This is a genomic window from Chloroflexota bacterium, assembly GCA_014360905.1.
In the GTDB taxonomy this organism is placed as follows: Bacteria; Chloroflexota; Anaerolineae; order UBA2200; family UBA2200; genus JACIWX01.
In genome coordinates this window covers 36,429-61,353 of record JACIWW010000006.1, presented here as the reverse complement: position 1 = coordinate 61,353, position 24,925 = coordinate 36,429, and the positions used below count along the sequence as shown (strand labels likewise).

General features: G+C 51.7%; 23 protein-coding genes. 10 read left to right on the top strand and 13 right to left on the bottom strand.

The features are described 5' to 3' along the window. Positions 1 to 140 precede the first annotated feature (140 nt). Positions 141 to 1,490, top strand: coding sequence for an AAA family ATPase (locus H5T67_04305; GenBank protein MBC7244541.1), 1,350 nt, complete (start codon positions 141 to 143; stop codon positions 1,488 to 1,490). 75 nt (positions 1,491 to 1,565) lie between these two features. On the opposite strand, the gene lipA is transcribed toward H5T67_04305, so the two are convergent. The 4 genes from lipA to H5T67_04285 form a co-directional block, all read right to left on the bottom strand. Further along, positions 1,566 to 2,432: a lipoyl synthase gene (gene lipA, locus H5T67_04300; protein ID MBC7244540.1), complete on the bottom strand. Its 867-nt coding sequence runs from the start codon at positions 2,430 to 2,432 to the stop codon at positions 1,566 to 1,568. Between the two features lie 70 nt (positions 2,433 to 2,502). Further along, positions 2,503 to 3,390 (bottom strand): energy-coupling factor transporter transmembrane protein EcfT, encoded by an 888-nt coding sequence (locus H5T67_04295; protein MBC7244539.1) that lies wholly within the window; start codon positions 3,388 to 3,390, stop codon positions 2,503 to 2,505. Further along, positions 3,391 to 4,275 carry an ECF transporter S component gene (locus H5T67_04290; GenBank protein ID MBC7244538.1) on the bottom strand — a complete coding sequence of 295 codons (885 nt, stop codon included), beginning with the start codon at positions 4,273 to 4,275 and terminating at the stop codon, positions 3,391 to 3,393. Positions 4,276 to 4,346: 71 nt separating this feature from the next. Then, a complete protein-coding gene (locus H5T67_04285; protein MBC7244537.1) occupies positions 4,347 to 6,008 on the bottom strand; it encodes an ABC transporter ATP-binding protein in 1,662 nt (553 codons plus the stop codon). A gap of 372 nt (positions 6,009 to 6,380) precedes the next feature. Here H5T67_04285 and H5T67_04280 point away from each other — a divergent pair, with 372 nt between their 5' ends. The 9 genes from H5T67_04280 to rlmD all read left to right on the top strand — a co-directional run bounded on the left by H5T67_04280 (position 6,381) and on the right by rlmD (position 16,428). Next, complete coding sequence (locus tag H5T67_04280; GenBank protein ID MBC7244536.1) at positions 6,381 to 7,292, top strand: HEAT repeat domain-containing protein; 912 nt, start codon at positions 6,381 to 6,383, stop codon at positions 7,290 to 7,292. Between the two features lie 28 nt (positions 7,293 to 7,320). Next, positions 7,321 to 7,917: a zinc ribbon domain-containing protein gene (locus H5T67_04275; protein MBC7244535.1), complete on the top strand. Its 597-nt coding sequence runs from the start codon at positions 7,321 to 7,323 to the stop codon at positions 7,915 to 7,917. Beyond that, positions 7,914 to 8,207 carry an Asp-tRNA(Asn)/Glu-tRNA(Gln) amidotransferase subunit GatC gene (gatC, locus tag H5T67_04270; protein MBC7244534.1) on the top strand — a complete coding sequence of 98 codons (294 nt, stop codon included), beginning with the start codon at positions 7,914 to 7,916 and terminating at the stop codon, positions 8,205 to 8,207. The genes H5T67_04275 and gatC overlap by 4 nt, the downstream gene beginning before the upstream one ends. Positions 8,208 to 8,275: 68 nt before the next feature. Beyond that, positions 8,276 to 9,766 carry an Asp-tRNA(Asn)/Glu-tRNA(Gln) amidotransferase subunit GatA gene (gene gatA / locus H5T67_04265; protein ID MBC7244533.1) on the top strand — a complete coding sequence of 497 codons (1,491 nt, stop codon included), beginning with the start codon at positions 8,276 to 8,278 and terminating at the stop codon, positions 9,764 to 9,766. Next, positions 9,763 to 10,755: an NTP transferase domain-containing protein gene (locus H5T67_04260; GenBank protein MBC7244532.1), complete on the top strand. Its 993-nt coding sequence runs from the start codon at positions 9,763 to 9,765 to the stop codon at positions 10,753 to 10,755. The genes gatA and H5T67_04260 overlap by 4 nt, the downstream gene beginning before the upstream one ends. 283 nt (positions 10,756 to 11,038) lie before the next feature. Continuing rightward, entirely contained in the window at positions 11,039 to 12,151 is a 1,113-nt protein-coding gene (ald, locus tag H5T67_04255) for an alanine dehydrogenase (protein ID MBC7244531.1), read from the top strand. A 43-nt stretch (positions 12,152 to 12,194) separates the two neighbouring features. Beyond that, positions 12,195 to 13,634, top strand: a complete 1,440-nt coding sequence (gatB, locus tag H5T67_04250) for an Asp-tRNA(Asn)/Glu-tRNA(Gln) amidotransferase subunit GatB (protein MBC7244530.1) — start codon at positions 12,195 to 12,197, stop codon at positions 13,632 to 13,634. A 252-nt stretch (positions 13,635 to 13,886) separates the two neighbouring features. Next, positions 13,887 to 15,137 (top strand): Glu/Leu/Phe/Val dehydrogenase, encoded by a 1,251-nt coding sequence (locus H5T67_04245; GenBank protein MBC7244529.1) that lies wholly within the window; start codon positions 13,887 to 13,889, stop codon positions 15,135 to 15,137. Between the two features lie 61 nt (positions 15,138 to 15,198). Then, entirely contained in the window at positions 15,199 to 16,428 is a 1,230-nt protein-coding gene (gene rlmD, locus H5T67_04240; GenBank protein ID MBC7244528.1) for a 23S rRNA (uracil(1939)-C(5))-methyltransferase RlmD, read from the top strand. A 2-nt stretch (positions 16,429 to 16,430) separates the two neighbouring features. Here rlmD and H5T67_04235 read toward each other — a convergent pair whose 3' ends face one another. The 9 genes from H5T67_04235 to H5T67_04195 form a co-directional block, all read right to left on the bottom strand. Then, positions 16,431 to 17,093, bottom strand: a complete 663-nt coding sequence (locus H5T67_04235; protein MBC7244527.1) for a ribulose-phosphate 3-epimerase — start codon at positions 17,091 to 17,093, stop codon at positions 16,431 to 16,433. A gap of 13 nt (positions 17,094 to 17,106) precedes the next feature. Further along, positions 17,107 to 17,913: a BtpA/SgcQ family protein gene (locus tag H5T67_04230; protein ID MBC7244526.1), complete on the bottom strand. Its 807-nt coding sequence runs from the start codon at positions 17,911 to 17,913 to the stop codon at positions 17,107 to 17,109. Between the two features lie 53 nt (positions 17,914 to 17,966). Beyond that, complete coding sequence (locus H5T67_04225) at positions 17,967 to 19,061, bottom strand: M42 family metallopeptidase (protein ID MBC7244525.1); 1,095 nt, start codon at positions 19,059 to 19,061, stop codon at positions 17,967 to 17,969. Between the two features lie 329 nt (positions 19,062 to 19,390). Further along, on the bottom strand, positions 19,391 to 20,131 hold the full coding sequence (locus H5T67_04220; GenBank protein ID MBC7244524.1) for a glucose 1-dehydrogenase: 741 nt from the start codon (positions 20,129 to 20,131) through the stop codon (positions 19,391 to 19,393). A 23-nt stretch (positions 20,132 to 20,154) separates the two neighbouring features. After that, on the bottom strand, positions 20,155 to 21,309 hold the full coding sequence (locus H5T67_04215; protein MBC7244523.1) for a uroporphyrinogen decarboxylase: 1,155 nt from the start codon (positions 21,307 to 21,309) through the stop codon (positions 20,155 to 20,157). Between the two features lie 158 nt (positions 21,310 to 21,467). Beyond that, entirely contained in the window at positions 21,468 to 21,770 is a 303-nt protein-coding gene (locus tag H5T67_04210) for a hypothetical protein (protein ID MBC7244522.1), read from the bottom strand. A gap of 96 nt (positions 21,771 to 21,866) precedes the next feature. Beyond that, the gene (locus H5T67_04205) at positions 21,867 to 23,174 is read right to left on the bottom strand and encodes a PTS galactitol transporter subunit IIC (GenBank protein MBC7244521.1); all 1,308 of its coding nucleotides are present in this window, start codon (positions 23,172 to 23,174) and stop codon (positions 21,867 to 21,869) included. Positions 23,175 to 23,315: 141 nt separating this feature from the next. Next, complete coding sequence (locus tag H5T67_04200) at positions 23,316 to 23,843, bottom strand: PTS sugar transporter subunit IIA (protein ID MBC7244520.1); 528 nt, start codon at positions 23,841 to 23,843, stop codon at positions 23,316 to 23,318. A 16-nt stretch (positions 23,844 to 23,859) separates the two neighbouring features. Continuing rightward, positions 23,860 to 24,624, bottom strand: a complete 765-nt coding sequence (locus H5T67_04195) for a DeoR/GlpR transcriptional regulator (GenBank protein ID MBC7244519.1) — start codon at positions 24,622 to 24,624, stop codon at positions 23,860 to 23,862. Positions 24,625 to 24,925 lie beyond the last annotated feature (301 nt).

Below are 24,925 nucleotides of genomic sequence, written 5' to 3'. Positions count from 1 at the left end.
GCATGAATTAGATGCTATGTCCAATCCAAAAAGGACCGTGCTTCGACGAGGCAGGACTGTTTTTGGCAACATCCCGGAGTTGTGCTACACTTGTACCAGATAGACACAGTATCCACCATGTGGTCTATTCCGGGGATACGATGAAAACAGGTGACCTTTTTGAGCACAGCCGCAAGTTACAAATAGAGAAAGAACAACCCTTGGCAGCCAGGATGCGTCCCAGAACTCTGGACGAATTCGTCGGCCAGGAGGAAATTGTAGGACCAGGGACATTGTTGCGTCGGGCGATTGAAGCCGATCGCATCTCCTCCATGATTTTGTGGGGACCGCCAGGCACGGGCAAGACTACGCTGGCTATGATCATCGCCCACCATACCAACTCTCATTTTGAAAGCATCAGCGCCGTGATGGCTGGTGTGAGCGACATCCGACAACTAGTGCAGGAAGCGAAGAACAGGCGTGCCATGTATGGGCAGCGTACCATTATCCTAGTGGAAGAAATCCACCGCTTCAACAAGGCACAACAAGATGCCCTGCTCCCCCATGTGGAGGATGGCACTATTATCCTCATTGGCACTACCACGGAGAACCCTTATTTTGAAGTCATTGGAGCCTTGGTCTCACGATCACGAATCTTTCAACTAAAGCCGCTCACCGATGACGAAATTAAGACCATCCTGCTGCGTGCCCTAGCAGACAATGAGAGGGGTCTGGGCAAAATCCCTGTGCAGATAGATGAAGATGCCCTCGCCCACCTCGTGCACGTGGCCGGGGGAGACGCTCGCAACGCGCTCAATGCTCTGGAACTGGCGGTGCTCACCACGCCGGCTGACAAAGACGGGCGCGTGCACATAGACTTGGCTGTGGCTCAGGAATCCATCCAACGTCGTGCTTTGCTCTACGACAAAGATGGTGACGCCCATTACGATACCATCTCCGCCTTTATTAAAAGCCTGCGCGGCGGTGACCCTGATGCAGCGCTTTACTGGATGGCACGCATGATCTACAGCGGAGAAGACCCGCGTTTTATCGCGCGACGCATGATCATCCTTGCCTCAGAGGACATCGGCCTGGCTGACCCACAAGCATTGGTGATTGCGACAGCAGCAGCGCAGGCACTGGAGTGGGTGGGCTTGCCCGAGGCACAATACGCATTGGCCGAAGCCGCGATTTACCTGGCTACAGCCCCAAAGAGCAACTCTTGTGGTGCTTATTTCAAGGCATTGCAGGAAGTGGAACAAGAAGGCATCATCGAGGTGCCCGACCATCTCAAGGACAGCAGCCGCGATGCCAAAGCTTTAGGACACGGCGAAGGCTATCTCTATCCGCACTCTTTCCCCGAGCACTGGGTGGCTCAACAATACCTCCCTGACCGCCTACAAGGCAAGCACTGGTACGAACCGGGCGAACTAGGATACGAGAAGGCAATCAGAGAACGCTTGGAAAAGTGGCGCAAAGCGCGGCAAAAAGGGAATCAGTCCGCCAAATGAAATTCCCGTAAGGCCGAAAATCTTCTCTGGAGGTTGTCAAGCGCCTGAAGGACACCTCTCAATCAACCAGGGATTTTAACCCTTGGCATTCTCCAGCAATGTCCCAGCGCAATACGAACTGCGCACAAAGGGGCCGCATAGCACACCGCGGAACCCCATCTCCCGGGCTATTTGCGCGTAGCGCTCAAAAGTTGCCGGAGGGATGTATTCCTGCACGGGATAATGTTGCGGGGAAGGGCGCAAGTATTGGCCAATGGTCAAAAAGTCGCATTCCATGTCCCTTAGGTCGTGCATTACCTGGATGACTTCTTCTTCCTCTTCTCCTACCCCGACCATTAGCCCAGATTTGGTGTAAAGGGATGGCCTCATTCTCTTAGCTTGCCTGAGCAATCGTAAGGAGCGCTGGTAATCTGCGCGAGAGCGTATCTGGGGGTAAAGTCGGGGTACCACTTCCACATTGTGTCCAAGCACCTCAGGCTTAGCTTCGACAACCGTACGCAGTGCCGTTTCATCGCCTTGGAAATCGGGAACTAATACTTCTACTGTCGCTAAGGTACTGTCATGCAGAGATTGGATACACGCTGCAAAGTGCGCCGCCCCTCCATCTGGCAGGTCATCCCGGGTGACTGAGGTGATGACCACATGGCGCAGGTTAAGTTGTTGCACCGCATCCACCAAATGCTGGGGCTCTTCCGCATCTACCGGCTGGGGATGGCCGTGCTCAACGGCACAGAAGCGGCAATTCCGCGTGCAGATGCGCCCAAGGATGAGAAAAGTCGCCGTGCGGTCGCGGAAACATTCGCCAATGTTTGGACATTGCGCTTCCTCGCAAATCGTAGCCAATGAAAGCCTGTCTAGCATGGACTTCATCTGTTGCCAGACTTCGGGCGTGATCGCTCTACGAGTCAACCACGATGGTTTCTTTTTTTGTTCCTCCGTCATGGCTGTCATATTATTCATTATACTTCAATAATACAAAAGCCGGAGCAGCATGCCCCGGCTTTTGAGACTTTCACCGAGCCACTCGTGTCCGTGCCATGCGCAAAAGCCAATCCGGCACCCAGAATCTGCCCCACCCCAAGATGCTCAACACAGTGGAGAGCAAGAAAACCCCTACGCTGATGGCGATGAGGATCTTGTCCTGGCGTTGGTAGGTGAGTTTGCGCAGCCAAGTACGCGGAGCCACGCCAAAAGCACGCAAGTCCATGGCATCCGCGATCTCCTCGCCCGAGACAATGGCGCCAATGGTCACCGGAACGATGAGTGGGGCCAGCTTGCGTATCTGACTCACGATTCCCCCCTCCAATCGTTCCAGTTCGTACCCCCGCGCTTTCTGCGCATCGAGGGTGATGGAGAAATCGCGGCCAAGCGTGGGCACGAAACGGAAGGCGAGGTCTGTGGCGTAGGCAAACTTATCAGGAAGACCCAGCCCACGGAAAGTCACGCCATAAAGCCTCGGGTCTATGGTATAGGGGATGATGATTGCCAGCCCGCTGATAGCCAGCATGCGCGTCATCTGGCTGAGGGCGAACATGATGCGCTCAGCAGTAATGGGAAAGTGGATCTCGCGTCCGAGAATGGGAAGGGTGAAAGAGGGGAGATAGAAGAGCACATGCTCTTCCGTATAGACGCCTGTCCCCCCTCTTCCAGTCACGAACGCGAGCAAGGCCAGGAAGGTGATAAACCCTCCTATCAAAATCCATGCCCGGCGCGTTTCACGAAAGGTGAGCCTGGCCAGCCTGAACTGACCTAGCGAGATAGCCAAAAAGAGCAGCATCACGCGCAGGTCCCAGAACTGGATGATCGAGAACAGCATACAGAGCATGAAGATCAAACGAGCGCGAGGGTCGAGCTTCTGAAGGATTGTATTTCGTTCTCGATACTTCCAGGTGACGAGCATTTACCGACCCGCTCTCCGTACAACAGCAAAATACGCTACCAGCAGGATGGGCAAGAGGATGACCATGTTCAAGATGTTTGGCACGGCTGCAGGCATGAACTCACCAATGATCGCGGTCATCAAACTGTAGCCATTGATCCAGATGTCAGCGATAGAGGCAAAGCCAATGCCCACGATCACGCCCAATGCACCCCACACTTCCGCCGTGGCCACGTCGGGGTTAAACCGCTCCAATAGGAAGCGGCCCAGGATCACAAGCCCTCCTGCAATGAGAGCAGCCCAAGCCCAGAAGCTAAAGTCCTCGATTTCGCCTGTCCAAGGGCCGATGACTCTCGGGTTGACAAACACGAGCACGGCGAATATGGCCAGCAGGGCAATCGTGATAATGGTCAGTGTATTCAGGCTGCGTTTTTTGTCCGCAAAAAGGAGGACCAGACCAGGGACAAAACCCATCAATCCATTACCCATATCCCAGGCTGGGTAAACGCCCCATCCGCTCAGGAAATCGCCCAGGATGTTGCCTGCTGCACCAGTGAAGAACCCCACCACTGGGCCAAAGATGTACCCGAAGAAGATGGGGATGACCACCGCTGGACGCAGAGCTACTTGGCTTACGGAGGGCATGGGAATAACGTTAAAGACCCAGCAGAAAACGCCATAGAGTGCTGCGCCAAGAGCCATATAAACCACCTGCCGGGTTCCAATCTCCCAGACCTTGTTCTCCGACGTGGCGAGGTAGATGGCCAAGATCAGCACCACGCCGATGGCAACGAAAACTGCCCACATGATTCCTTGGAGTTGTCCCCCCGATGCAACGTTGACAATCAGCATGAGAGCGATGAGCACGGCAAAGAGGACCACCCAGTTCAGTAGTTTCTTTTGCATTTCCCTTCTCCTTTCTTCTTGGTAATTTGCTTATCCCCGCGCCCTTCCCTCCGCGAGGCTTGGCTACTAAATCAACAGGCCATTCTATAGGCTGGTGAATCTGTAGAAGGGGTTGCCCCTAAACAAGCCAGCGCCTCAGCGCGCATGAACCGACCAGTCCGTTCGATCAGCGCCAGGTTCGTCTGCAGCAACGAGGTTGGGTAAAGATGGCATTCTCTCAGCAATTCTGGCACTGAGAGCGTTTCCTCTGGTTTCCCATCCGCTACAATGCGGCCATTGTCCATCAGAACCACGCGGTTCGCATAACAAACAGCTAAATCGAGGTCATGAGTAATGAAAAGGATCGCAGAGAAATAAGGCAATTGTAAGATGGAATCCATGAATTCCATATAGTTGCGATAGTCTTGTCCAGCGGTAGGTTCATCCATAGCCAGGATACGCGAGCGCATGGCAAGGATAGCTGCGATGCTCACTCGTTTCTGCTGTCCGAAACTTAACGAAAGGGGCGAAAACTGCTCCAACCCACTCAAATTTAGAATGCGCACCGCTTCCGCTACGCCTGCTTTCACGTCTTCTTCGCTGTAACCCAGGTTGCGAGGGCCAAAAGCGAGTTCCTCATGCACTGTTGGGGCAAAGAGCATGTGACTGGGACTTTGAAAAACATAACCCAGAGTACTAGCTAACTTTGCCGTGCTTGTCTGACGCGTATCTTGTCCCGCAACAATGACTCGTCCTGCACTGGGTTTTAGCAAGCCAATAGCATGCTTGATTAACGTGGTTTTGCCTGCTCCGTTGGGGCCCAGTAGGGCGATCACATCGCCAGGATAAATGGCAAGGTTAATGTCGCGCAGAGCAGTGGTGCCCTCTTCATAACTAAAGGTTACATCTTCGAACAGAACCAGTGGTTCGCTGTCGCTGATTTTGGTCGCAAGAACGGGATAAGCATGTTCCATGTCAACCCTGCCCTTGGCTTTTTCCATCACCAGTGGGGCAGGCAATTTGACCTCACCGTACTGGACAGTACGAGCAAAGCCATCCAGGTCACCGAAATAGCGCTGTTGTCCCTGTTCCAAGAGCAGCGCTTTATTCGGCCGAATGGACAGCACATCTTCTACGCGGTGCTCAATAATCAGGATTGTGCGCCCTTCGTCGGCCAAACGCCGTATCATATCCAGAGCTTCGCGCGCACTGAATGGATCCAAATTAGCAAGTGGTTCGTCAAGGAGGAGGATGGATGGGCGCATAGCCAGCGTTCCGGCAATGGCAACTTTTTGTTTCTCCCCGCCGGAAAGGTAAAACGTCTCGCGGTCACGGAGATGGTTAATGCGTAAATAGTCCAACGTTTCTTCCACGGCGGCAATAATTTGCTCACGTGGCCAGCCCAAGTTCTCGAGTCCAAAGGCGACCTCGTCATACACGTAGCTGCCCATGATCTGTTTTTCCGGGTCTTGGAGCACCGTGCCGACAATGCGGGAGATATCGGCTAGCCTCATACCGGTAGTATCCTGGCCATGAAGGAGGACGCGCCCGTGCAACTCCCCCTTGTAACTGCGCGGAATCAGTCCATTGATGCAGCGCATCAGGGTAGTTTTGCCACAGCCACTGGCTCCCGCTACCAGCAGTATCTCACCAGGCCAGAGCTCAAACGAGATATTCTGAATAGCCTGGTCGGAGCGGGTATGGTAACGAAAGGATAGGTTCTCTACAACAACAGCGGGCACGTTTGCGATCAAGGACACACTCCCGATTGCACAGAGTACGTGATGGACATTTTGGGCACTCCGAAGTCATCGCAAGTCATTATACCCAGATTGTTACTGAAGTCAACTTGTACGCTTTGAGGATGTTGAAAAAGTCCTTTCTTGTTAACCCGCACCACAGCATGTAATAGCCATTCACTAACTATTGCACAATATGCAGGCATTTTTTCAAGTAACTGATGTGTTTCTCAACAGCCTCACGCTTTCTCATCCCTGCTATAAGCAATGTAGCTAACAAGCGGTTTTTACAGATTACAAAAGGCATGGTATACTTTGAGACGTATGCTATTTGCGACGAAAACATAGAGCAATATCTGGTAGTTTGCTCAGGAATACGCATTCACGATGACCCGGCACTATACCGAAATTTCAACCCCATTTAAGATTGTAAAACGCTTGCAACTGTCCGTGCAAAGAAGGGTAAAAGCCCTGCTGGAGAACCTGCGCTTCGACAAAAGGTCTCGTCTCGAAAAATTGTTGGCACAGTTATCGAGCGACGACGCACGCACTCGTTGGGAAGCTGCGGAAATCCTTGGTTATTATCGAGACCAGTCAGTAGTTGAGGCATTGATCAAGGCTTTGGGAGATCCACATCCATTTGTGCGCTGGCAAGCAGGGGAAAGCCTTGCCCAGCATAAGGATGCGCGCACAGTAACCTTGTTGAAGGAGGCGCTCTCGAGCAGGAACATCCACCGTCGCAGTGAAGCAGCGGAGGTTCTGAGTAAACTTGGGGACAAAGAAGTGACCAGTGACCTCTGCAAAGCGTTGGATAGCCGTAATGCTCAAGTGCGCTGTAGCGCGGCAGAAGCATTGGGTCGTTTGGCAGATCCGACCGCTCTACCTGCGCTGATCCAAGCACTGTCCGATAACGACCCGCAGGTGCGGCGAAGCGCGGCGCAAGCCATTGGAGCTATTGGTAGCCGTGAAGCGGTACCAGCCTTATTGACCGCCTTGGGAGACAGGAGCGCGCCTGTTCGGGCTAGTGCAGCCGCAGCATTGGGCAAGATCCCTGAATCCAAGGCGGCTAGCGCTCTTCAGCATCTGTTGCATGATCCCGATCCTGGTGTCAGGTGGCACGCAGTGCGTGCTTTAAGTATAATTGGCAACGAAGAGGTACTGTCTGCTTTGGCATCGCTGCTGCATGACGAAACAGAAGTGTTTGGTTCGCTTATTTCAGAGGCAGCGCGTCAAGCGATCAGGAGCATCGAACAGCGCCAGAAAGATCAGGCACGGCGAGAGCGTTTGCGAGTGTCGTGATTTGGGATGAATGGCAGGAGTCATCTAGATGATCAAGTGTCCATATTGCGGTATGCCCAACCGACGGGGAAGCAGATATTGCAGCAATTGTGGTCAACGTCTGGAAGAAGTCTCTGGCATCGCTTGTTCAGCCTGCGAAAGACTGAATCCACTAGGCAGCACTTTTTGCGCCTTTTGTGGTGCCCTTCTTGTATCTAGCGTTCCTGCTGCGGAAAGTGCAACAGGTCAAACCGCCCCGCGACAGGAGGAGACTGGGAAAGAGGGCATGGAAGCAGTCACTCCTCAGCGTGAGTTACCATCTTGGCTTTACGAAGAGCTTAGTACACGGCCTAAAGATGTTAGCTTATCCGCTGCTGCACCACTATTAGTAGAGGAAGAGAGGAACAAGTATCTCCGGGGCATCCAAGGTGTGCTGCCGAGCACTGATAAGTGGCTAGCATCGTCCATGCAGCTGGAAATAGGAAAAACGGACTCGACAGCGAATAAGCCAACAACCAGCAAAACAGCGAAGCGAATGGGTTGCCTGACAGTGGGGTTGATGACCTTATTGGGCATTATAGGGTTCGCTTGGGTATCAGTAACGCATTTTTCTCGAGAGTGTAACAAGCAGGGTGGTAAAAGATGACCGTGATACTCACTCGCGAACAGGTCGAGCATGTTGCCAATCTAGCTAAACTGGGACTGACGGAACAGGAAATCGAGCTATACCGTGAGCAACTTTCGGCTATTTTGGAATACTTTGCCATCTTGCAACAGCTTGACACTGATGCCATCCCTCCGACGGCTACCGTTCTGCCCTTGCGCAATGTCATGCGCATGGACGAACCCAGCCCTTCGCTTTCACGGGAAGATGTACTGGCCAATGCTCCTGCAGTAGTAGAAGGACATTTTCGCGTCAAAGCGATTCTGGAGTAGTGCGTGATGAACAGGGTAGCATCATGCGTTGCTCATCACTTGTCAGCCATCCTTGCCAGAGGTGACGTGTGAACTTGTATGAACTAACCATCCATAAAGCGCTCGACTTGCTGCGGTGCCGGGAGATCTCAGCAGTCGAGTTGACGAGAGCACTTTTGGATCGCATCGTGGATGTGGACAATGACATCAAAGCCTATATTACCCTTTTGCCTGAAATGGCACTGGAAGAAGCGCGCATTGCAGATGAGCGTCGTCTAAAGGGCATGGATGGGGCTTTATTAGGCATTCCGCTGGCAATTAAGGATGTCATCTGCTTGGCTGGAGCGCCCACTACCTGTGGCTCGCGCATTTTAGAGAGCTTTATCCCACCATATGACGCGACCGTCGTAGAGCGGCTGTATCAGGCTGGTGCGATCTTTTTGGGGAAAACGAACACCGACGAATTCGCTATGGGCTCCTCCACGGAGAACTCGGCCTTTTTCACCACTCACAATCCCTGGGACTTGACACGGGTGCCTGGTGGGTCAAGTGGTGGCAGTGCTGCTGCGGTAAGTGCTGATGAAGCTTTGGGAGCCTTGGGTTCAGACACTGGGGGCAGTGTGCGCCAGCCCGCTTCGTTTTGTGGTGTAGTTGGCCTGAAGCCTACTTATGGGCGCGTGTCGCGCTACGGGCTAGTGGCATTTGCTTCATCGCTGGATCAAATCGGACCGCTTGCAAAAGATGTCACGGATTGTGCATTGCTACTCAATGCAATTGCAGGTCATGACGCACGAGATTCTACGTCTTTAGACGCGCCTGTGCCAGATTACACCAGAGCTCTTCGTCCCGACATCAAGGGGCTACGCATTGGTGTGCCACGTGAGTACCTCGCTGCAGGCATACAGCCTGGGGTGGAAACTGCAGTGCGCAAGGCGATTCAGGTATTGGCGGATTTAGGTGCAGAGATTGCCGAGACTTCCCTGCCACACACCGAATATGCTCTGCCAACATACTACCTGATCGCCCCCGCTGAAGCTTCGGCCAACCTGGCTCGCTACGACGGTGTGAAGTACGGATTCGCTGCTACCGAGGCGTCCGATATTTGGGAGGCATACCGCAAGACGCGACAGCATGGTTTTGGCGCAGAAGTAAAGCGTCGTATCATGTTGGGTACCTATGCTCTTTCAGCCGGCTACTACGACGCCTATTACCTGAAAGCGCAGAAAGTACGCACCCTGATCAAACAAGATTTCGATCGGGCTTTTCAGCAATTTGATGTGCTGGTTGGACCAACTTCACCCACTGTGGCTTTCAGAATCGGAGAAAAAGTAGACGATCCGCTGCAGATGTACCTCTCGGATGTCTTTACGCTGGCGCATAACTTGGCAGGCATCTGTGCGCTTTCGTTGCCCTGTGGCTTTTCCGATGGATTGCCGGTAGGACTGCAAATCAGTGGACCAGCTATGGGCGAGGAAATCGTCCTGCGCGTTGCCTTCGCTTATGAGCAAGCAACAGAATGGCACAAGTGCAAACCGATGCAGCCTATGAGCACTCTCGAAAACGAGGAGTACAGACCATGAAAGTGATTATTCCATTAGCGGGCTTTGGCACCAGATTGCGTCCGCATACTTATACCAAGCCCAAGCCACTTGTCTCTGTGGCTGGCAAGCCAGTCCTGGGCCACATCCTAGACAAACTAACCAATCTGGACATAGAAGAGATCATCTTCATTGTTGGCTACCTCGGCGACCAGATACGCGACTATGTAACTGCCAATTATCACTTTCCCTCCCGCTATATCGAGCAAAAGGAACTGAAGGGCCAAGCTCATGCCATTTTTCTGGCTAAGGAACACATTTCCGGGCCCGTGCTGATTATTTTTGTGGATACTATCTTTGAGACAGACCTCAGCACACTCGCACAGGAACCAGCAGATGGCATCATCTATGTCAAAGAAGTGGATGATCCACGACGCTTTGGCGTAGTCATTACAGAAAACGGCTTGATCACGAAACTGGTCGAGAAACCTGCTTCCCCGGTTTCCAATTTAGCTGTGATTGGCCTGTACTATGTCAAAGATTCCCAAATGATGATCGAATGCATTGGCGAATTAATCCAGAAAGACATTAAGACCCAAGGGGAATATTTTCTAGCCGATGCCTTCCAGTTGATGATCGACCGCGGAGCCAGGTTCGTAGCTCGGACTGTGGAGGTCTGGGAAGACTGTGGCAGGCCCGAAACAGTGCTGCATACGAATCGCTATCTCCTGGAGCACGGCGGCGCGCAGGAGATAGAGACCGAGAACTCGGTATTGATTCCGCCAGTCTATATCGAGAGAACCGCCTTGATAAAGGACTCGGTTATTGGCCCCTATGTCAGTGTAGCGGGAGGAGCGGTGATTATACGCTCTATCATCAAAGATTCCATTATTAACGAATTTGCGCATATCGAGGACGCCAATTTGAGCCAATCCCTGATTGGCAAAGACGCTGTGGTACGGGGTTCTTCTCAACGCTTAAACGTTGGTGATTCCTCACAGGTGGATTTTGCGGGCAATGAACGTGAATAACCCCACCCGCGTGGAATGCTATTCAGGCTACAACTATGCTCAAGAACCGCGTGCCTTTGCCTTTGAGAACGAGCGGCGCATGGTAACAGATGTCCGTAAGAGATGGCGAGAGCCGACAGGGCCTTTCTTCGAAGTGCTTGCGGATGATGGCAGGGTGTATTTGCTTGCTTATCATGAATCTGCTGACCAATGGTATGTATCCCTACTGTGTTCGAGGCCAGCGCGTATTATGACGATGAATGGGATTGAGGATGAAAAAATCACAAAAGGAGGATGGTCAAGGATGATCATTGGTGTACCAAAAGAGATCAAGGATAATGAGTATCGGGTTTCCATCACCCCAGGGGGCGTGCACCAACTTGTAGTAGAAGGGCATCAGGTATTGATAGAACGAGGAGCTGGGGAAGGTAGCGGTTTTGCCGATAGCGAATATGAGCAAGCTGGTGCGAAGTTGGTTGCTGATGCTGCAGAAGTATGGCACAGAGCCGAAATGGTGATGAAAGTGAAAGAACCTCTGCCCCAAGAATATGACTACCTGAGGGAAGGACTCATCTTGTACACCTACCTGCATCTGGCCGCTGATGAAGAACTGACCAAGCAATTGGTGGCCCGCAAGGTTACCGGCATTGCCTACGAAACGGTGGAGCTCCCGGATGGTTCTTTGCCACTCCTTACTCCAATGAGCGAGGTAGCAGGCAAGATGTCCGTGCAGATTGCTGCACACTACCTGGAGAAAATGAATGGGGGCCGAGGTAAATTGCTTGGCGGCATACCAGGGGTCTTGCCTGCTGATGTCGTGATCATCGGTGGGGGTACTGTTGGGACCAACGCCGCCATCGTGGCCTTGGGCATGGGAGCCTCCGTATTGATCATTGACATCAATGCCGACCGTCTGCGCTATCTGACAGAGGTGCTGCATGGCAATTTAAAGACGCTCATTTCCACCCCGCGCAACATTGCCGAAGCGGTGCGTCGAGCGGATGTGGTTATTGGAGCAGTGCTGATCAAAGGCGCCAAAGCACCGCGCTTGGTCACACGTGATATGGTGTCCACGATGAAGCCAGGAAGTGTGATTGTAGATGTGGCGGTAGATCAGGGTGGCTGTGTCGAAACAACGCGTCCTACCTCCCACAGCAATCCCACTTTCTTAGTAGATGGCGTGGTGCACTATTGCGTTCCGAATATCCCTGGCGCAGTACCGCGTACATCCACGTATGGCTTATCCAATGCCACCCTGCCTTATGCACTCAAGCTGGCTAATAGGGGTTTCCTGAATGCGATCAAAGAAAATGCTGCTCTGGCTAAGGGGGTCAACACCTATAAAGGACATATCACGTATCAAGCCGTTGCTGAAGCATTTGGTATGGAGTACTGCCCCCTTACGGAGCTGCTCTAAGCCCGGAATGAACCTAGCAATCCAAAACTCTTGAAGGAGCTTGATGGAATACGAGCCAACTATTGGCCTCGAAACACATGCACAATTGCTCACTGCTTCCAAAGTGTTCTGCTCTTGCAGCAGCGACTATGCTATGGCGCCCCCCAACAGCCTTGTTTGTCCTGTCTGCCTGGGCCTGCCTGGCTCGCTTCCGGTCATCAATCAACGTGCTGTCGAGTACGTGATCATGACCGGATTGGCTTTGAACTGCCGTATTCCCGAAGTATCGCGATTTGACCGCAAGAATTACCACTATCCCGATCTAGTCAAGGGCTATCAGATCTCCCAATACGACCTGCCTTTATGCCGCGACGGCTGGATAGAAATCCAAGTGAGTGGAGGAACAAAGCGTATTGGCATCCAAGACGTGCATCTGGAGGAAGACACGGGCAAGCTTGTCCACGTCCAGGGCCAAAGCCTAATTGATTTTAACCGCTCTGGCGTAGCACTGATGGAGATTGTAACCAAACCTGATTTCACTTCGATCGAAGAAGTGCGCGAATATGTGCTCAAACTCCGCCGGATACTGCGTTACCTTGGTGTCAGCTCAGGCAACATGGAGGAAGGTGCCATGCGCTTCGAGGCCAACGTGTCATTGCATCCGGCAGGCACAACCGAGAAAGGCGCGCGCGTCGAGATCAAGAATCTGAATAGTTTCAGGGCACTGCTGCGCTCGCTGGAATATGAAATCAGCCGCCAGGAGCAGGTGCTTCGGGAGGGCGGAACGATCAGTCGCGAGACGAGAGGCTGGGATGAGACACGCAGCATAACCTTCGTGCAGCGCAGCAAGGAATTCGCTGATGATTACCGCTACTTTCCAGAGCCCGACCTTCCGCCTTTGGAGATCACACGAGAATGGGTGGAAGAGATTCGGGCCAAGATGCCAGAGTTGCCCGACGAACGTTATCGTCGCTTCGTGTCGGAGTATGGACTCTCGGCATACGATGCGGGTTTGCTTACCGATGATCGCTTTATTGCTGACTATTTCGAGCAGGCAGTCACCACAGCAAAAACCAGAGGTATTCCACCTAAAACCATTGCCAATTGGATTACTGGCGAATTGTTCCGTCTGCTCCATGTCACCAATGTGGAACCAACTGCTATCCAGGTGCCTCCGGAGCAGCTCGTTGAACTCGTTGTGCTGCTCAACGAGAACCTGATTACAATGACTAGTGCCAAGCATGTTTTGGAAACCATGTTCCACACGGGTAAAGCGGCGAGGGATATTGTGGCCGAAGAAGGATTGATACAAATTGCAGATGCAGACCAGATTATGCCCATCGTAGAAGAGGTTATCAGATCAAATCCCGATGCAGTAGCCCAGTATAAAAGAGGTAAGGAGACTGTGCTGCGTTTCCTTGTCGGCCAAGTAATGCGAGCCACAAAAGGCAAGGCAGATCCAAATATAACCGCTGAATTGATAAGGAAAAAACTAAGCGCTTGATTTTGGGAAGTGATCTTGGTTGCGGTATAATTTCTCGTTGTGAAGAGGCATCAGGGCTTATATGCTCTGATAGCTTTGCGACGAGGTGAGGCACGGAATCTGCGTTGGATAGGGGTACTCATTAACACAGTTCTCAAAATCTGAAAGGCGGTGTTCATATCGCTGAACGGCAAGCCTGGGGAGCCAATCCGCTCGTTTTGAGACAGGCGAATCAATAAAGCAAAATACATTCAAAGGAGAATTAATAGAATTATGACGAACGAAATCAATCCATTTGAAAATGCTCAACGCCAGCTCGATATTGCTGCTGAGATCCTGAAATTGGATCCTGGGATGCACGCTTTTCTCCGCGAGCCCATGCGCGAACTGCATGTCTCCTTGCCTGTAAGGATGGACGATGGTACTGTCAAAGTATTCAAGGGCTTTCGCGTGCAATACAACGATGCCCGTGGGCCATGCAAAGGTGGCATCCGCTTTCATCCTGAGGAGACGATCGATACCGTACGCGCTCTGGCTGCTTGGATGACTTGGAAGTGTGCTCTATTGGACTTGCCTCTAGGAGGAGGCAAGGGTGGCGTAGTATGCGATCCGAAGAGGATGTCCAAGGGTGAGCTAGAACGCCTCAGCCGCGCTTATATACGGCAAATAGGACGTATCCTGGGACCGGAGATGGACGTACCTGCGCCGGACGTATACACCGATGCGCAAATCATGGCCTGGATGATGGATGAATTCAGTGCCATGCAAGGGCACAATGTGCCCGGCGTGATCACGGGCAAACCCCTCTGCTTGGGGGGCTCATGTGGACGCAGTGATGCTACTGCACGTGGTGGCATGTATGTCATACGTGAAACAGCAAAGGTGCTCGGCATTGATCTGAGGGGCAAAGCGACAGCCATTCAAGGTTATGGGAATGCCGGACAGTTCGCCCACCAACTTGGCCAGGAATTGCTGGGACTCAAGGTGGTCGCGGTCAGTGACACGAAGGGTGGAATCTATTGCAAAGAAGGGCTTGACCCACAAAAAGTCATGAAACACAAAGCCGACACAGGCTCTGTAGTCAATTTGTCTGGATGCGAGAACCTCACCAATGAAGAGCTTTTAACACTGGATGTCACCGTGCTCATTCCTGCCGCTATGGAAAACCAGATTACAGGCAAGAACGCGGGTGGGATAAAGGCTAAGATCCTGGCCGAGTTAGCCAATGGTCCCACCACCACTGATGCCGACGACATTTTGTACAAGAATGGGGTTTTTGTCCTTCCGGACTTTTTGTGCAATGCCGGGGGCGTTACCGTATCCTACTTTGAGCAAGTGCAGAACGCCTACAATTACTACTGGCCCATCGAAGAGGTATACGAAAAGCTGGATAAGAAAATGACTGCCGCTTTCCATGCCATGTATGATATGGCACAGGCCTATGGCGTCAACAACCGGGTAGCAGCCTACTTGGTAGCAGTAAACCGCGTGGCAGAAGCCGTCAGGATGCGTGGCTGGGTATAATTCCGGCTGATCAGCAGGGGCGAACATCGCGTTCGCCCCTTTTGTTTGTAGCACAAGGGATATGGACGAAATATTGACCATTTTATTGACCGATATGGCCCATGGTGGCGAAGCAGTAGGGCGTTACGAGGGAAAGGTCATCTTTGTTTCGTATGCCATCCCTGGCGAACTAGTTCGTGCACAAATCGTGCTGGATAAGGGCCACTTCGCACATGCTAGATTGTTGGAAGTTTTGACTCCATCCCCACAGCGTGTGCAACCACTGTGCCCTTACTTTGGCCTGTGCGGCGGTTGTCAGTGGCAGCATTTGGCCTACGAAGCACAATTGGAATATAAAGGCTCCATTGTGCATGGCCAGTTGCAGCACATCGCCAGCCTAGCCCATGCTACGATCCACCCAACCATCGGCATGCATAATCCCTGGCATTACCGCAACCATGTGCAGTTCAGCGTGAGCACGGATGGCCATTTAGGCTTCATGGCTGCTCGCAGTGATCAGGTCATTCCTATTGAGCAATGCCCGTTGTTGCATCCCCTTTTGCAGGATTTATTCGATTCCCTAGACATCGAACTTGCGGGGCTGCAACGCTTGTCACTGCGCGCAGGAGTGAATACTGGTGAGCAGATGGTCATCTTTGAAATAAAGGGCGACGAGCCACCTGAATTAGAAGTGGAAATTCCTGTTTCTTGCGTGCTGGTCTTAGCCGATGGAACTCCGGTTACTCTGCTTGGCAGCCCTTATATCCACGAACAGATTGCAGGTAGAGTTTACCGCATCTCAGCTCCCAGTTTCTTCCAGGTAAACACGCAGCAATGCGAAGTGCTGATCTCACTAGTCTCCACTTACTTGGATCCCAAGCCGGATAGTACTGTCCTTGACGTTTACTGTGGAGTGGGCACGTTTGCTCTAGCGATGGCGGAGAAGGCAAAGCAGGTGATCGGCATCGAAAGCAACGCGGCTGCGATTGCTGATGCTCAAGCCAATGCAATGGACATGGAGAATGTGCTTTTTGTCCAGGGACTAGCAGAGGAAATTCTGCCAACCTTGGACATTCAGTCCCCTCTTGTCCTTGTAGACCCGCCTCGGTCTGGCATGGATAGGAAGGCTCTCGCTGCTCTGGTGAACTTGCTTCCTACCCGTATCGTCTACGTCTCCTGTGATCCGGCCACACTAGCCCGCGATATCAAGCGACTGCTTGCATCTGGCTACCAGTTGTGCGAAGTACAGCCGATAGACATGTTCCCACAAACCCACCATATCGAATGCGTAGCCCTGCTAGAACGGGCATGAGTTTATATGCTGATGCTGGCAATAGCAGCAGTACGCAAAGCTACGAGATTCTCGGCGACGGCTCCATTGTGGAACACACTGCGTCCTGCCACAATCACATTCGCTCCCGCCCGTACGGCTTCGCCAATGTTCTCCGTTGTAATCCCTCCATCAACCACCCAGTCTATGCCCTGCTGACCAAGCATCTTTTGCCCTTCTCTTACCTTGCGCAATACCTCGGGCAAAAAGTCAGCGTCCGGATACTCAGGTTCCGTAGTCAAGATCAGGACGAAATCAAGATAGCGGCGTAGGTAACGCAAATCAGGCAAAGGTGTCTTGGGATTAAAGGCCAAACCTGCCCGCGCACCCAACTGTCGGATCAAGCGCAAGGTACGGTGCGGGTAGGAACATGCCTCATAGTGTACCGAGACCCAGTTTGCACCTAAGGAGACTACTGCGGGGATAATCCAATCTGGCGCGTGCATCATCAGATGCACATCAAAGGGCAAGTGAGTCAATGGGCGCAATTCGCCTATGATGCGCGTGCCCAAGGTCATCATGGGCACAAAAGTGCCGTCTTCGATATCAAAGTGAATGATATTGGCTCCAGCAGCTTCGAGATCCTGAACGACATTAGCTAGATGAAGGAATGGAGCCGAGGCCATAGAGGGTGCTATCTGGATCACAGGTGGCCTCCGGCTAGCCACGAAAAGCCCGCACCACGGCCATGAATTCCTTCACTCGCCGAACATCTACAGGATTCCAAGTAATGCCATCCTGTTTGAAATAGGTGCCCACGATTGCACCGTCAGCAACAGAGAGTTGAGCCTCCACATTATCTGTGCGCACACCAGTGTTGGCAAAGATCGGGATATCCGGCACAGCTTTCTTCACCTGTGCAAGGAGACTGGTATCTGTCTCCTGTCCAGCAGTTATTCCCGAAACGCAAATGCCATCAGGCAGTGTATTGAATACCGTGGAGACCGCTATGTCCGTGAGAGGGCGGTCAGCCAAGTATTTTGCTGCCTCTGGATAGATGTTGAACAGCAAACGCACATCCTGCGCCCCGATCGCATGCTGGTGGCGCACTACGGCGCCGCAGTTGGTATTCCACAGTCCAAAGTCGCTAGCATATACACCTGTGAAGATCTCGCGCACGAATTTCGCTCCGACGGCCACAGCCAAATCAAGGGAAGCACGTGCATCCCAGAGCACGTTCACTCCAAATGGGATACAAATTTCTGGCAACAACTCGCCAATGACACGCGCCATGGCAGCCACGGTCACGGTTTCCACCTGTGTCAGATAGGGGCGGCTGAACTCGTTGGAGAACATCACCGCATCTACGCCGCCTTCCTGTAATGCCAACAAATCCCTGCGCCCAGCCTCCACGACGGCTTTCATGCCTCCACTACGGTCATAGGCAGGGTCGCCGGGCATAGCACGCAGGTGACACATAGCGATGATAGGTTTATCCGTTCCAAAAACATCCTGTAACCAGGACAATCTCATCCTCCTCATCAGGCTAAAAATACAGTTTGAATCAAGCTATTGCTAGACTATCCCCGGGATAGGTCAAGAGCTGAATCTATGCTATCCAATACCTCCGCCAGTAGAATGATCAAATGCTCCATATCCGGCCGTGAGCCCACTTCAATCGGAGCATGAGTGTAACGGACGGGAAATCCCATGTCCAGGGCGGGTATCCCCTCCCGCACGACAGCTAAATAAGAGGTTTCTCCTAATCCTCCTAAGAACACAGAATGCTGTAGAGGGATGCCTAAACGGGCAGCAGTCTCAGTAACGTATTGACGAAGTCGTGGATTAGGAATCAGACCATTCAATGTGCCCCGACCGTGAAAGGTATAATGGCTAATGACCGGTCCGCCTCCAAATCGGATATCTGCAAGGGGCTTCAGATCCGGTGTATCACAAGCAACAGCTACATCCAATCCAATTGCCATGTCCGGGTTGATGGCAAACCCTGCCGTCACTACACCACGGATATTAAATTCCTCCTGCACAGAGGCAACAAAATATATTGTGGCAGCTCTCTTTTTGCCTGCCAGCAAGCGTATGAGCTGTAATAAGACAAAACAACCGGCTCGGTCATCGAGTGCCTTTCCTGCAAATTGCCCACCCAGCATCTCCTGGAAGAAACCATGATATGTGACCGGAGTACCGGGATAAATACCCATGGCCTCAGCTTCAGCCTTCGAGTGTGCACCAATGTCCACATAGAGCTCATTGATTTCGGTAACCTTGAATTTCTCCTCCGGCGGTGTCAAGTGATGAGACTTTGGTCCAATCACACCAAATACATCGCCTTTGGAACCGCGCAAAACCAAGCGCTGTGCTGGAAGGCTCTTCTCCGGAACGCCACCTACTCGCGTTAATCGTATCCATCCATCATCCTCGATTTTGCGCACCATAAACCCAAGCTCGTCCATATGCGCGGAAATCATGACTTTTGGGCCTTTTGCCTGCGTACCAGGTAGGCAAGCGATCACATTACCTAGGCGATCTACACGCACGTCAGACACGAAGCGTGACATTTCCGCCTTCATGTACTGGATCATAGCCTCCTCGTGGCCTGACAGTGCGGAGAGATGGCACATCTGCTGTAGTTGTTCTAGGCTCTCAATCGGCTTCACTTTTTCTGTTTTCCTTCCTTGTCTCTGTGCCCAAGGCGAGCTCTTTGTCTAGCGCTGGTTGTGTGCTGACCAAAAGGTCCTTGATCCGAAACGATCCATAAATTTCAGAACCAGCGACCTAGTCTGGCATAATTGTAACCAATAGTCTCTGCAATGGCCAATCGGACCGCAAGACATGCGCAGAAGGGGGAGGCGATAAACGAACATGCCAGAGATAGTAAGCCCGCTCTTTCATAGACTCTGACTAAACAGCCTAAATGATCTCTTTGGATTTGCATTTGGTTATTTCGATTTGTCTACGTCTTTTGCGTTGCTTTCTATGTTGTGACTTAAGAGCCCCACATCCGTCCACCGTCAGCTGTTATTATCTCACCGCTAATATAATTCGATAGCTCAGAGCAGAGAAAGAGCACAACGCGTGCAATATCTTCTGGTTGTCCTATGCGCCGGATAGGTATGCGCGGGATATAGTGCTCCAGCAATGCCTCTTCCGTCTTGTAACGAGCCATAAGCATATCTGTCTGGATCACCGCCGGCATAATGCCATTGACCAGGATTCCCTTTGGCGCATATTCCCTGGCCAAGTAGCGAGTCAAGCTAAAGCTCCCACCTTTTGACACGACATAAGCAGGTGCCCCTGTTGAACCTGTCATGGCGCAAGTAGATGAGATATTGATGATTCGACCCTTCCCTCTGGCGACCATGTGCGGCAGCACTGCCATCGCACATAAGTACTGACCCGTTACATTGACAGCAATAGTGCGTTCCCAGTCTTCGCTTACTCCGGCGTTGTTGACCAAGATATCGATCTGGCCAAACGCATCGAGTGCAGTTGAAGCAATATGCTTTGCTCCCTCTTTGACGGAAACATCTGCTTGCACGAAAACGACCCGTCGACCTAGACTTTCAATATAGTCCATGGTAGGACGCACTTCGCGCTCTTCTCGAATATCATCAAGGACAATATCAGCCCCTGCCTCTGCTAGAAGTCGGCAAGTAGCACGACCAATTCCTTGGGCACCGCCGGTTACAATGGCCACTTGGCCGCTCAAATCTATGATATAAGGCATGTTTCTGATCCCTTTCTCCTCAGTTACACCGCGATTGGGTATCGACCATATCTTTTGGCATCTTCAACCATCCGTAAAAGGTTATCTAGAGGCACATCGCTTTGGACAAGGTTTGCCGGAGCGAGGATGTATCCACCGCCCGGCGCAAGCTGGCGAATACGTGTGCGGACTTCACGCGAGACATCTTCAAGCGAGCCTGGCATGGCTTGCTGCATGTCGATTGCACCGTGGAACACCAGCTTCTCACCAAAATTAGCCTTTAACTCTGCTGGATCCATCCCTGCAGCCAATGGCTGGACTGGGTTTAAAATATCCACTCCGAGTTCAATGAGATCAGGGATCAGGTTCCGTATCGAACCACAACTGTGCAGATAAATGCGAGCTTGCGGAGCCTTACTACGTATCAGCTCATGCAATCGTTGTCTAGCTGGTTTGATCATTTTGCGAAATAACTCAGGAGACATAAAGCTGTTCTGTTGAGTACCATAATCATCCTGCGTCTCCACGATGTCTACGTACGATCCTACCGCGGTCAATAAAACATCGTAATACCTCATAATGGTATCTGTCACTCGGTCTACCAGCCGTATAGCCAGTTTAGGGTCGGCAATCATATCTACCATGAAATTTTCCATGCCACGCAGCACCCAGCAATGCTCAAAAATGCCTGAAGTTGGAGAGCGCGTCGCAACGGCGAAAGCCGTATGGTGCCGCAAGTATTCACCCCGCTCTTTTACCCCTTCCAGTAAGCCAGAATCCCCATACGGGTTCGGCCAGGGATATCCATCGATATCAGATATTGTTGTCGCTTTGGCCAGGGGATTACCCGTGAAGGCGTGTAGGCCGCCTTTCGTCTCTCTAGTTATGCCCCAAGCATCGACAAACGGGTCATACAAGCCACCCGCACCCAGCTCTTTGCGCACGAAATGGTCGGAGTGATAAAAATTCAGAAAGACATGTCGTACATCCGTGCCAAGAGCATCAAAAACACGATCATCGTAGTAGTTATCACCGTGTCCGCGCCGGAATGGCTCAATCTCGCCCTCAATGTGCAGTCGATCCTTCAATGCTCTATATACCGCATCGTGGATCGCGGATCCACTGGCTCCGATTCCGATGGGCACGCGGTCTGGCTCACGGTGACTCAATGTGGATGTTACTCGTTCTCTCGGGGTCATGTGGAATCAAATGCTCCTTGTGGGATTGGCCCATGAGTGGCCGATTTATCAGCAAGCCTATCGCAGAGTGATTGCTTAACCATTAGCTTGTAGGGCCAGCAGCTATTCAAAATGCGCTGAATCCAGACTACAACATTCGAAGGGTAATAAATAGACGATCAATAACCGAGCTGTTTCAGGATGCTTTCAGCCAAAGCCCTCTTCTCAGCTTTGGTCCCACTGATGAAGGGTACACCACTCACAACCGGCACGCGAAAAGTCCGCGAAAGAGGCGTCATTTCAATGATCAAGTCAGCCTGCTCCGCCCAACGATCTAGCCCTGCCAAGTTGGATTTGACAACTTTCACAAAGCGGCTGAGTTTCCGCTCACGGATCATATCCTCCAATGCAGCAACACCAATGGTGCTGGTATTAATTCCTGCCGGGCAGGCGACCACAATGTGTTTGACTTTGTCCTCCATCCAAAACAACCCCCCCTTGTGCTATATTAGCAATATCCGAAATCTACGCAGGGAAAGGGCTCGTGTCATGCGCACACGAGCCCTTTAGACACAAAACTAAATCTTCGCTAACCCGATCAATCGGAAAAACACTACCCAGATGAAGGCCATAAGATCGCCACCACCTAGTCCAAAAGCCGCCACCTGTTTACCAGCCGCGATCTGCTCAGCATACAGACCGAGTTTCGCAAAAGCAGCCGTGTAGACTGGGGCAAGATAAGTCGAGGTGTAGAAGATAGGAATGGCCACAATCAACATCGCCAAAACCGCTTTCACGATATTACCTTTGGCCCAAGGCATGATCGCTCCCAAATAATAGGGAACTGATGCCAGGCTAGTAATAGCCAACAACTGGTTTCCAGGCAGGATAGCGCCTAGGAGTACCATTAGAGGCATACCAATTACAGATGCAGCGATTACCGGAGGCGGACCAACATATACTGCTACATCAACGGATACCGAAACCGGCTCTTCCCCATACTCGTATTTTTCCTCCCCTTTTGTAAATCGACGGCGGAGAAAGTCAACGATTTCTGTGGTGAGGGAGACTAATCCTTCTGACAGAATCGCCACCATGCGCGGCAGCAAAACCATCAAAGCTGCCACGACAGCAGCGAAACCCAAGATCTTGGCTACATTGTACCCGGCTATGATACCCAGGATTACCCCAACCACCGCGCCCATCACAACCGGCTCTCCGAGCACTCCAAAACGGTCGCGTATAGCATCTACATCGGCTTCTATATCTTTAATAAATGGAATCCTATCCAGAAGCCAAAGCACAGGGATACCCATAGCAGTAAAATGTGCAGTTGGCCCGGCGGGGAAAGAAATACCAGGAATGTTCAAGAATTTCTGGAATTCTTTTTTCTGCCAATCGGCGAGAACGACGCCGAACACTGAGTAGATGACAGCTGCTACAATCGCGATTACCACACTGTCAGTCAGTGCCCAAATGCAGGCTCCGAATGTCTGAGCATGCCACATGCCCCAGATATCAGTCCATAGGGTTTTTTGTACGCGAAGGGCGACTAGCACCAAATTGACCGCCAGGATGCCAACATAAACAGCCGCCAATCCTGGCCATCCAAAGGCTAGTCCAGCAGTCCCCCAGCCTACATCCACTATGGTAGAGCTCCATCCAAATCTGGCGGCAAGAGCTGCCATTGCTGGTTCCAGGTTTTCGACGATCATATTCACCACTAGGAATAGGCCCTGCAAGCCAACGCCGACAAGCAGACCACCAACTAGAGCTTTTCCCCACGAAACCCGAAAAACTAGACCCACAAGAAACATCATCACGGTCACGATGACAATCGGACCTAGGCCAATAAACCAATTGATCGCACTGGAAATGGCTCCCATTTTTCTCCTCCTTGCTTTTTAGATATTCGCAAATAAGTGGTTATAAAGTGGTTATAAAAAGCAACAGGTTTCGAACAAATTAGTTTATTACAGGCCATCACCTCCTTTCCTTGGCATCGCTATCCATTCAGAAGGCGCATCTCATTCTGGCTCACCATCGCCATTCGCCAGGATCTTATCTCGCAGAAGCGAGACAACCTTTGCAGGGGTCCTGGCTTCTTTGAGTGCTAGAAGAGTCTCTGGTTCACCAAAAGCCTCTGCTAGACGCTGAAGCATCTTCACTTGCTGGCTGCTGTCCGCAACCGCAACCATGATTACCAATTCGACCGGCAGTTTCTCTTCTGGATCGGCCATATTCCCAAAAGGGACCGCTGGCGAGCATGTAGCGACAGCGATGGCTGTATAATTAACATGCTCTGCTTCAGCGTGTGGAATAGCAACATAAACGCCTCGTGTTGGTAAACCAGTTGGGAATTGCTGCTCTCGTTTACATACTGCACCGCCATAGCTGTCCTTTACAGCGCCGCAAGCATATAACATTTCGGCCAACTTGCGAATGACAGTATCACTGTCCGCAGCACGCACATTTAAACATACTAACTTCTCATCCAAGTAGACTTCGTTGCATGTTACCGATTTTGTATTGTCCACCACACCACTATTGCTCACGAACACCTCTATTGATTCAAACGAGTTTCACTTCCACAGGCCATGCCTTGAGCATGTCAAGAGCGCGAGTGGATACGTCTGTATCAGTAATGAGAACATCCACTTCTCCCAAGTCACACACCCTGGCAAAGCCAATAACCCCAAATTTCGACGAATCGGCTAACACGATCACTTGCTCGCCTGCATGAAGCATGGCTTGCTTTATTGCCACTTCCTCCAAAACGACATTGCCGATAACGCCATCTTCATGGATAGCATCGGCACCTAAGAAGGTCTTGTTCACGCGAAGAGTCCTGAGGAACGCTTCTGTTTGGGGACCAAGTAGGGTGTACACGTTAGCACGGGCGACACCTCCCGTACAGACCAAAGCGATGTTGGGATTGGCAGCCAACTTCACCGCGATTTGCAGATCGTTAGTTACTACAGTGAGATTGCGCCGGCGTGCGAGCAAGAGCGCCAGTTCGTAAGTTGTGGAGCCAGCGTCTAAGATAATGGTCTCACCGTCGCGCACCATCTCCGCTGCTGCAGCTGCAATACGGCGTTTCTGCTCGATGTTACGCTGGCGTTTGATCTCATAAGGGGGTTCCAGAGTGGTGCTTGGCACAGCGATCACAGCACCACCACGCGTACGAATGAGTTGTCCTCCTCGTTCCAGATGCGCTAGATCGCGGCGGATCGTTGCTGGGGACACTTCGAGCGGTACGGCTATTTCTGCAACTTCAATGTAGCCCTTCTCTCTCAGTTTATCTAGCAGGATCGCACGGCGCTCTTCAGCAAGCATGATACCTCTTGATGTGCATAACAAAACTATTTCGAGCAATTTTTTGTTTCAAAATGCTCATTCTTGAGCATATTATAGCACAAATTCGTGCCGTTGTCAATAGTTTTTGCATGAGTAATTGTTCAGATTTGCGGTAAAGAATCGTAGCCGAGCAGCCTCTGGTCACAAGATATAGTAGAGTAGTGCCACGATAGCTAGGTACTAATAGTAGAAACCGAGCTATCCCCAACTCACCAACCCTAGCCCTAATCTGCACAATTATAATAGGGAGTGAAAAGCCCTTCTTATTAACCCAGATTAC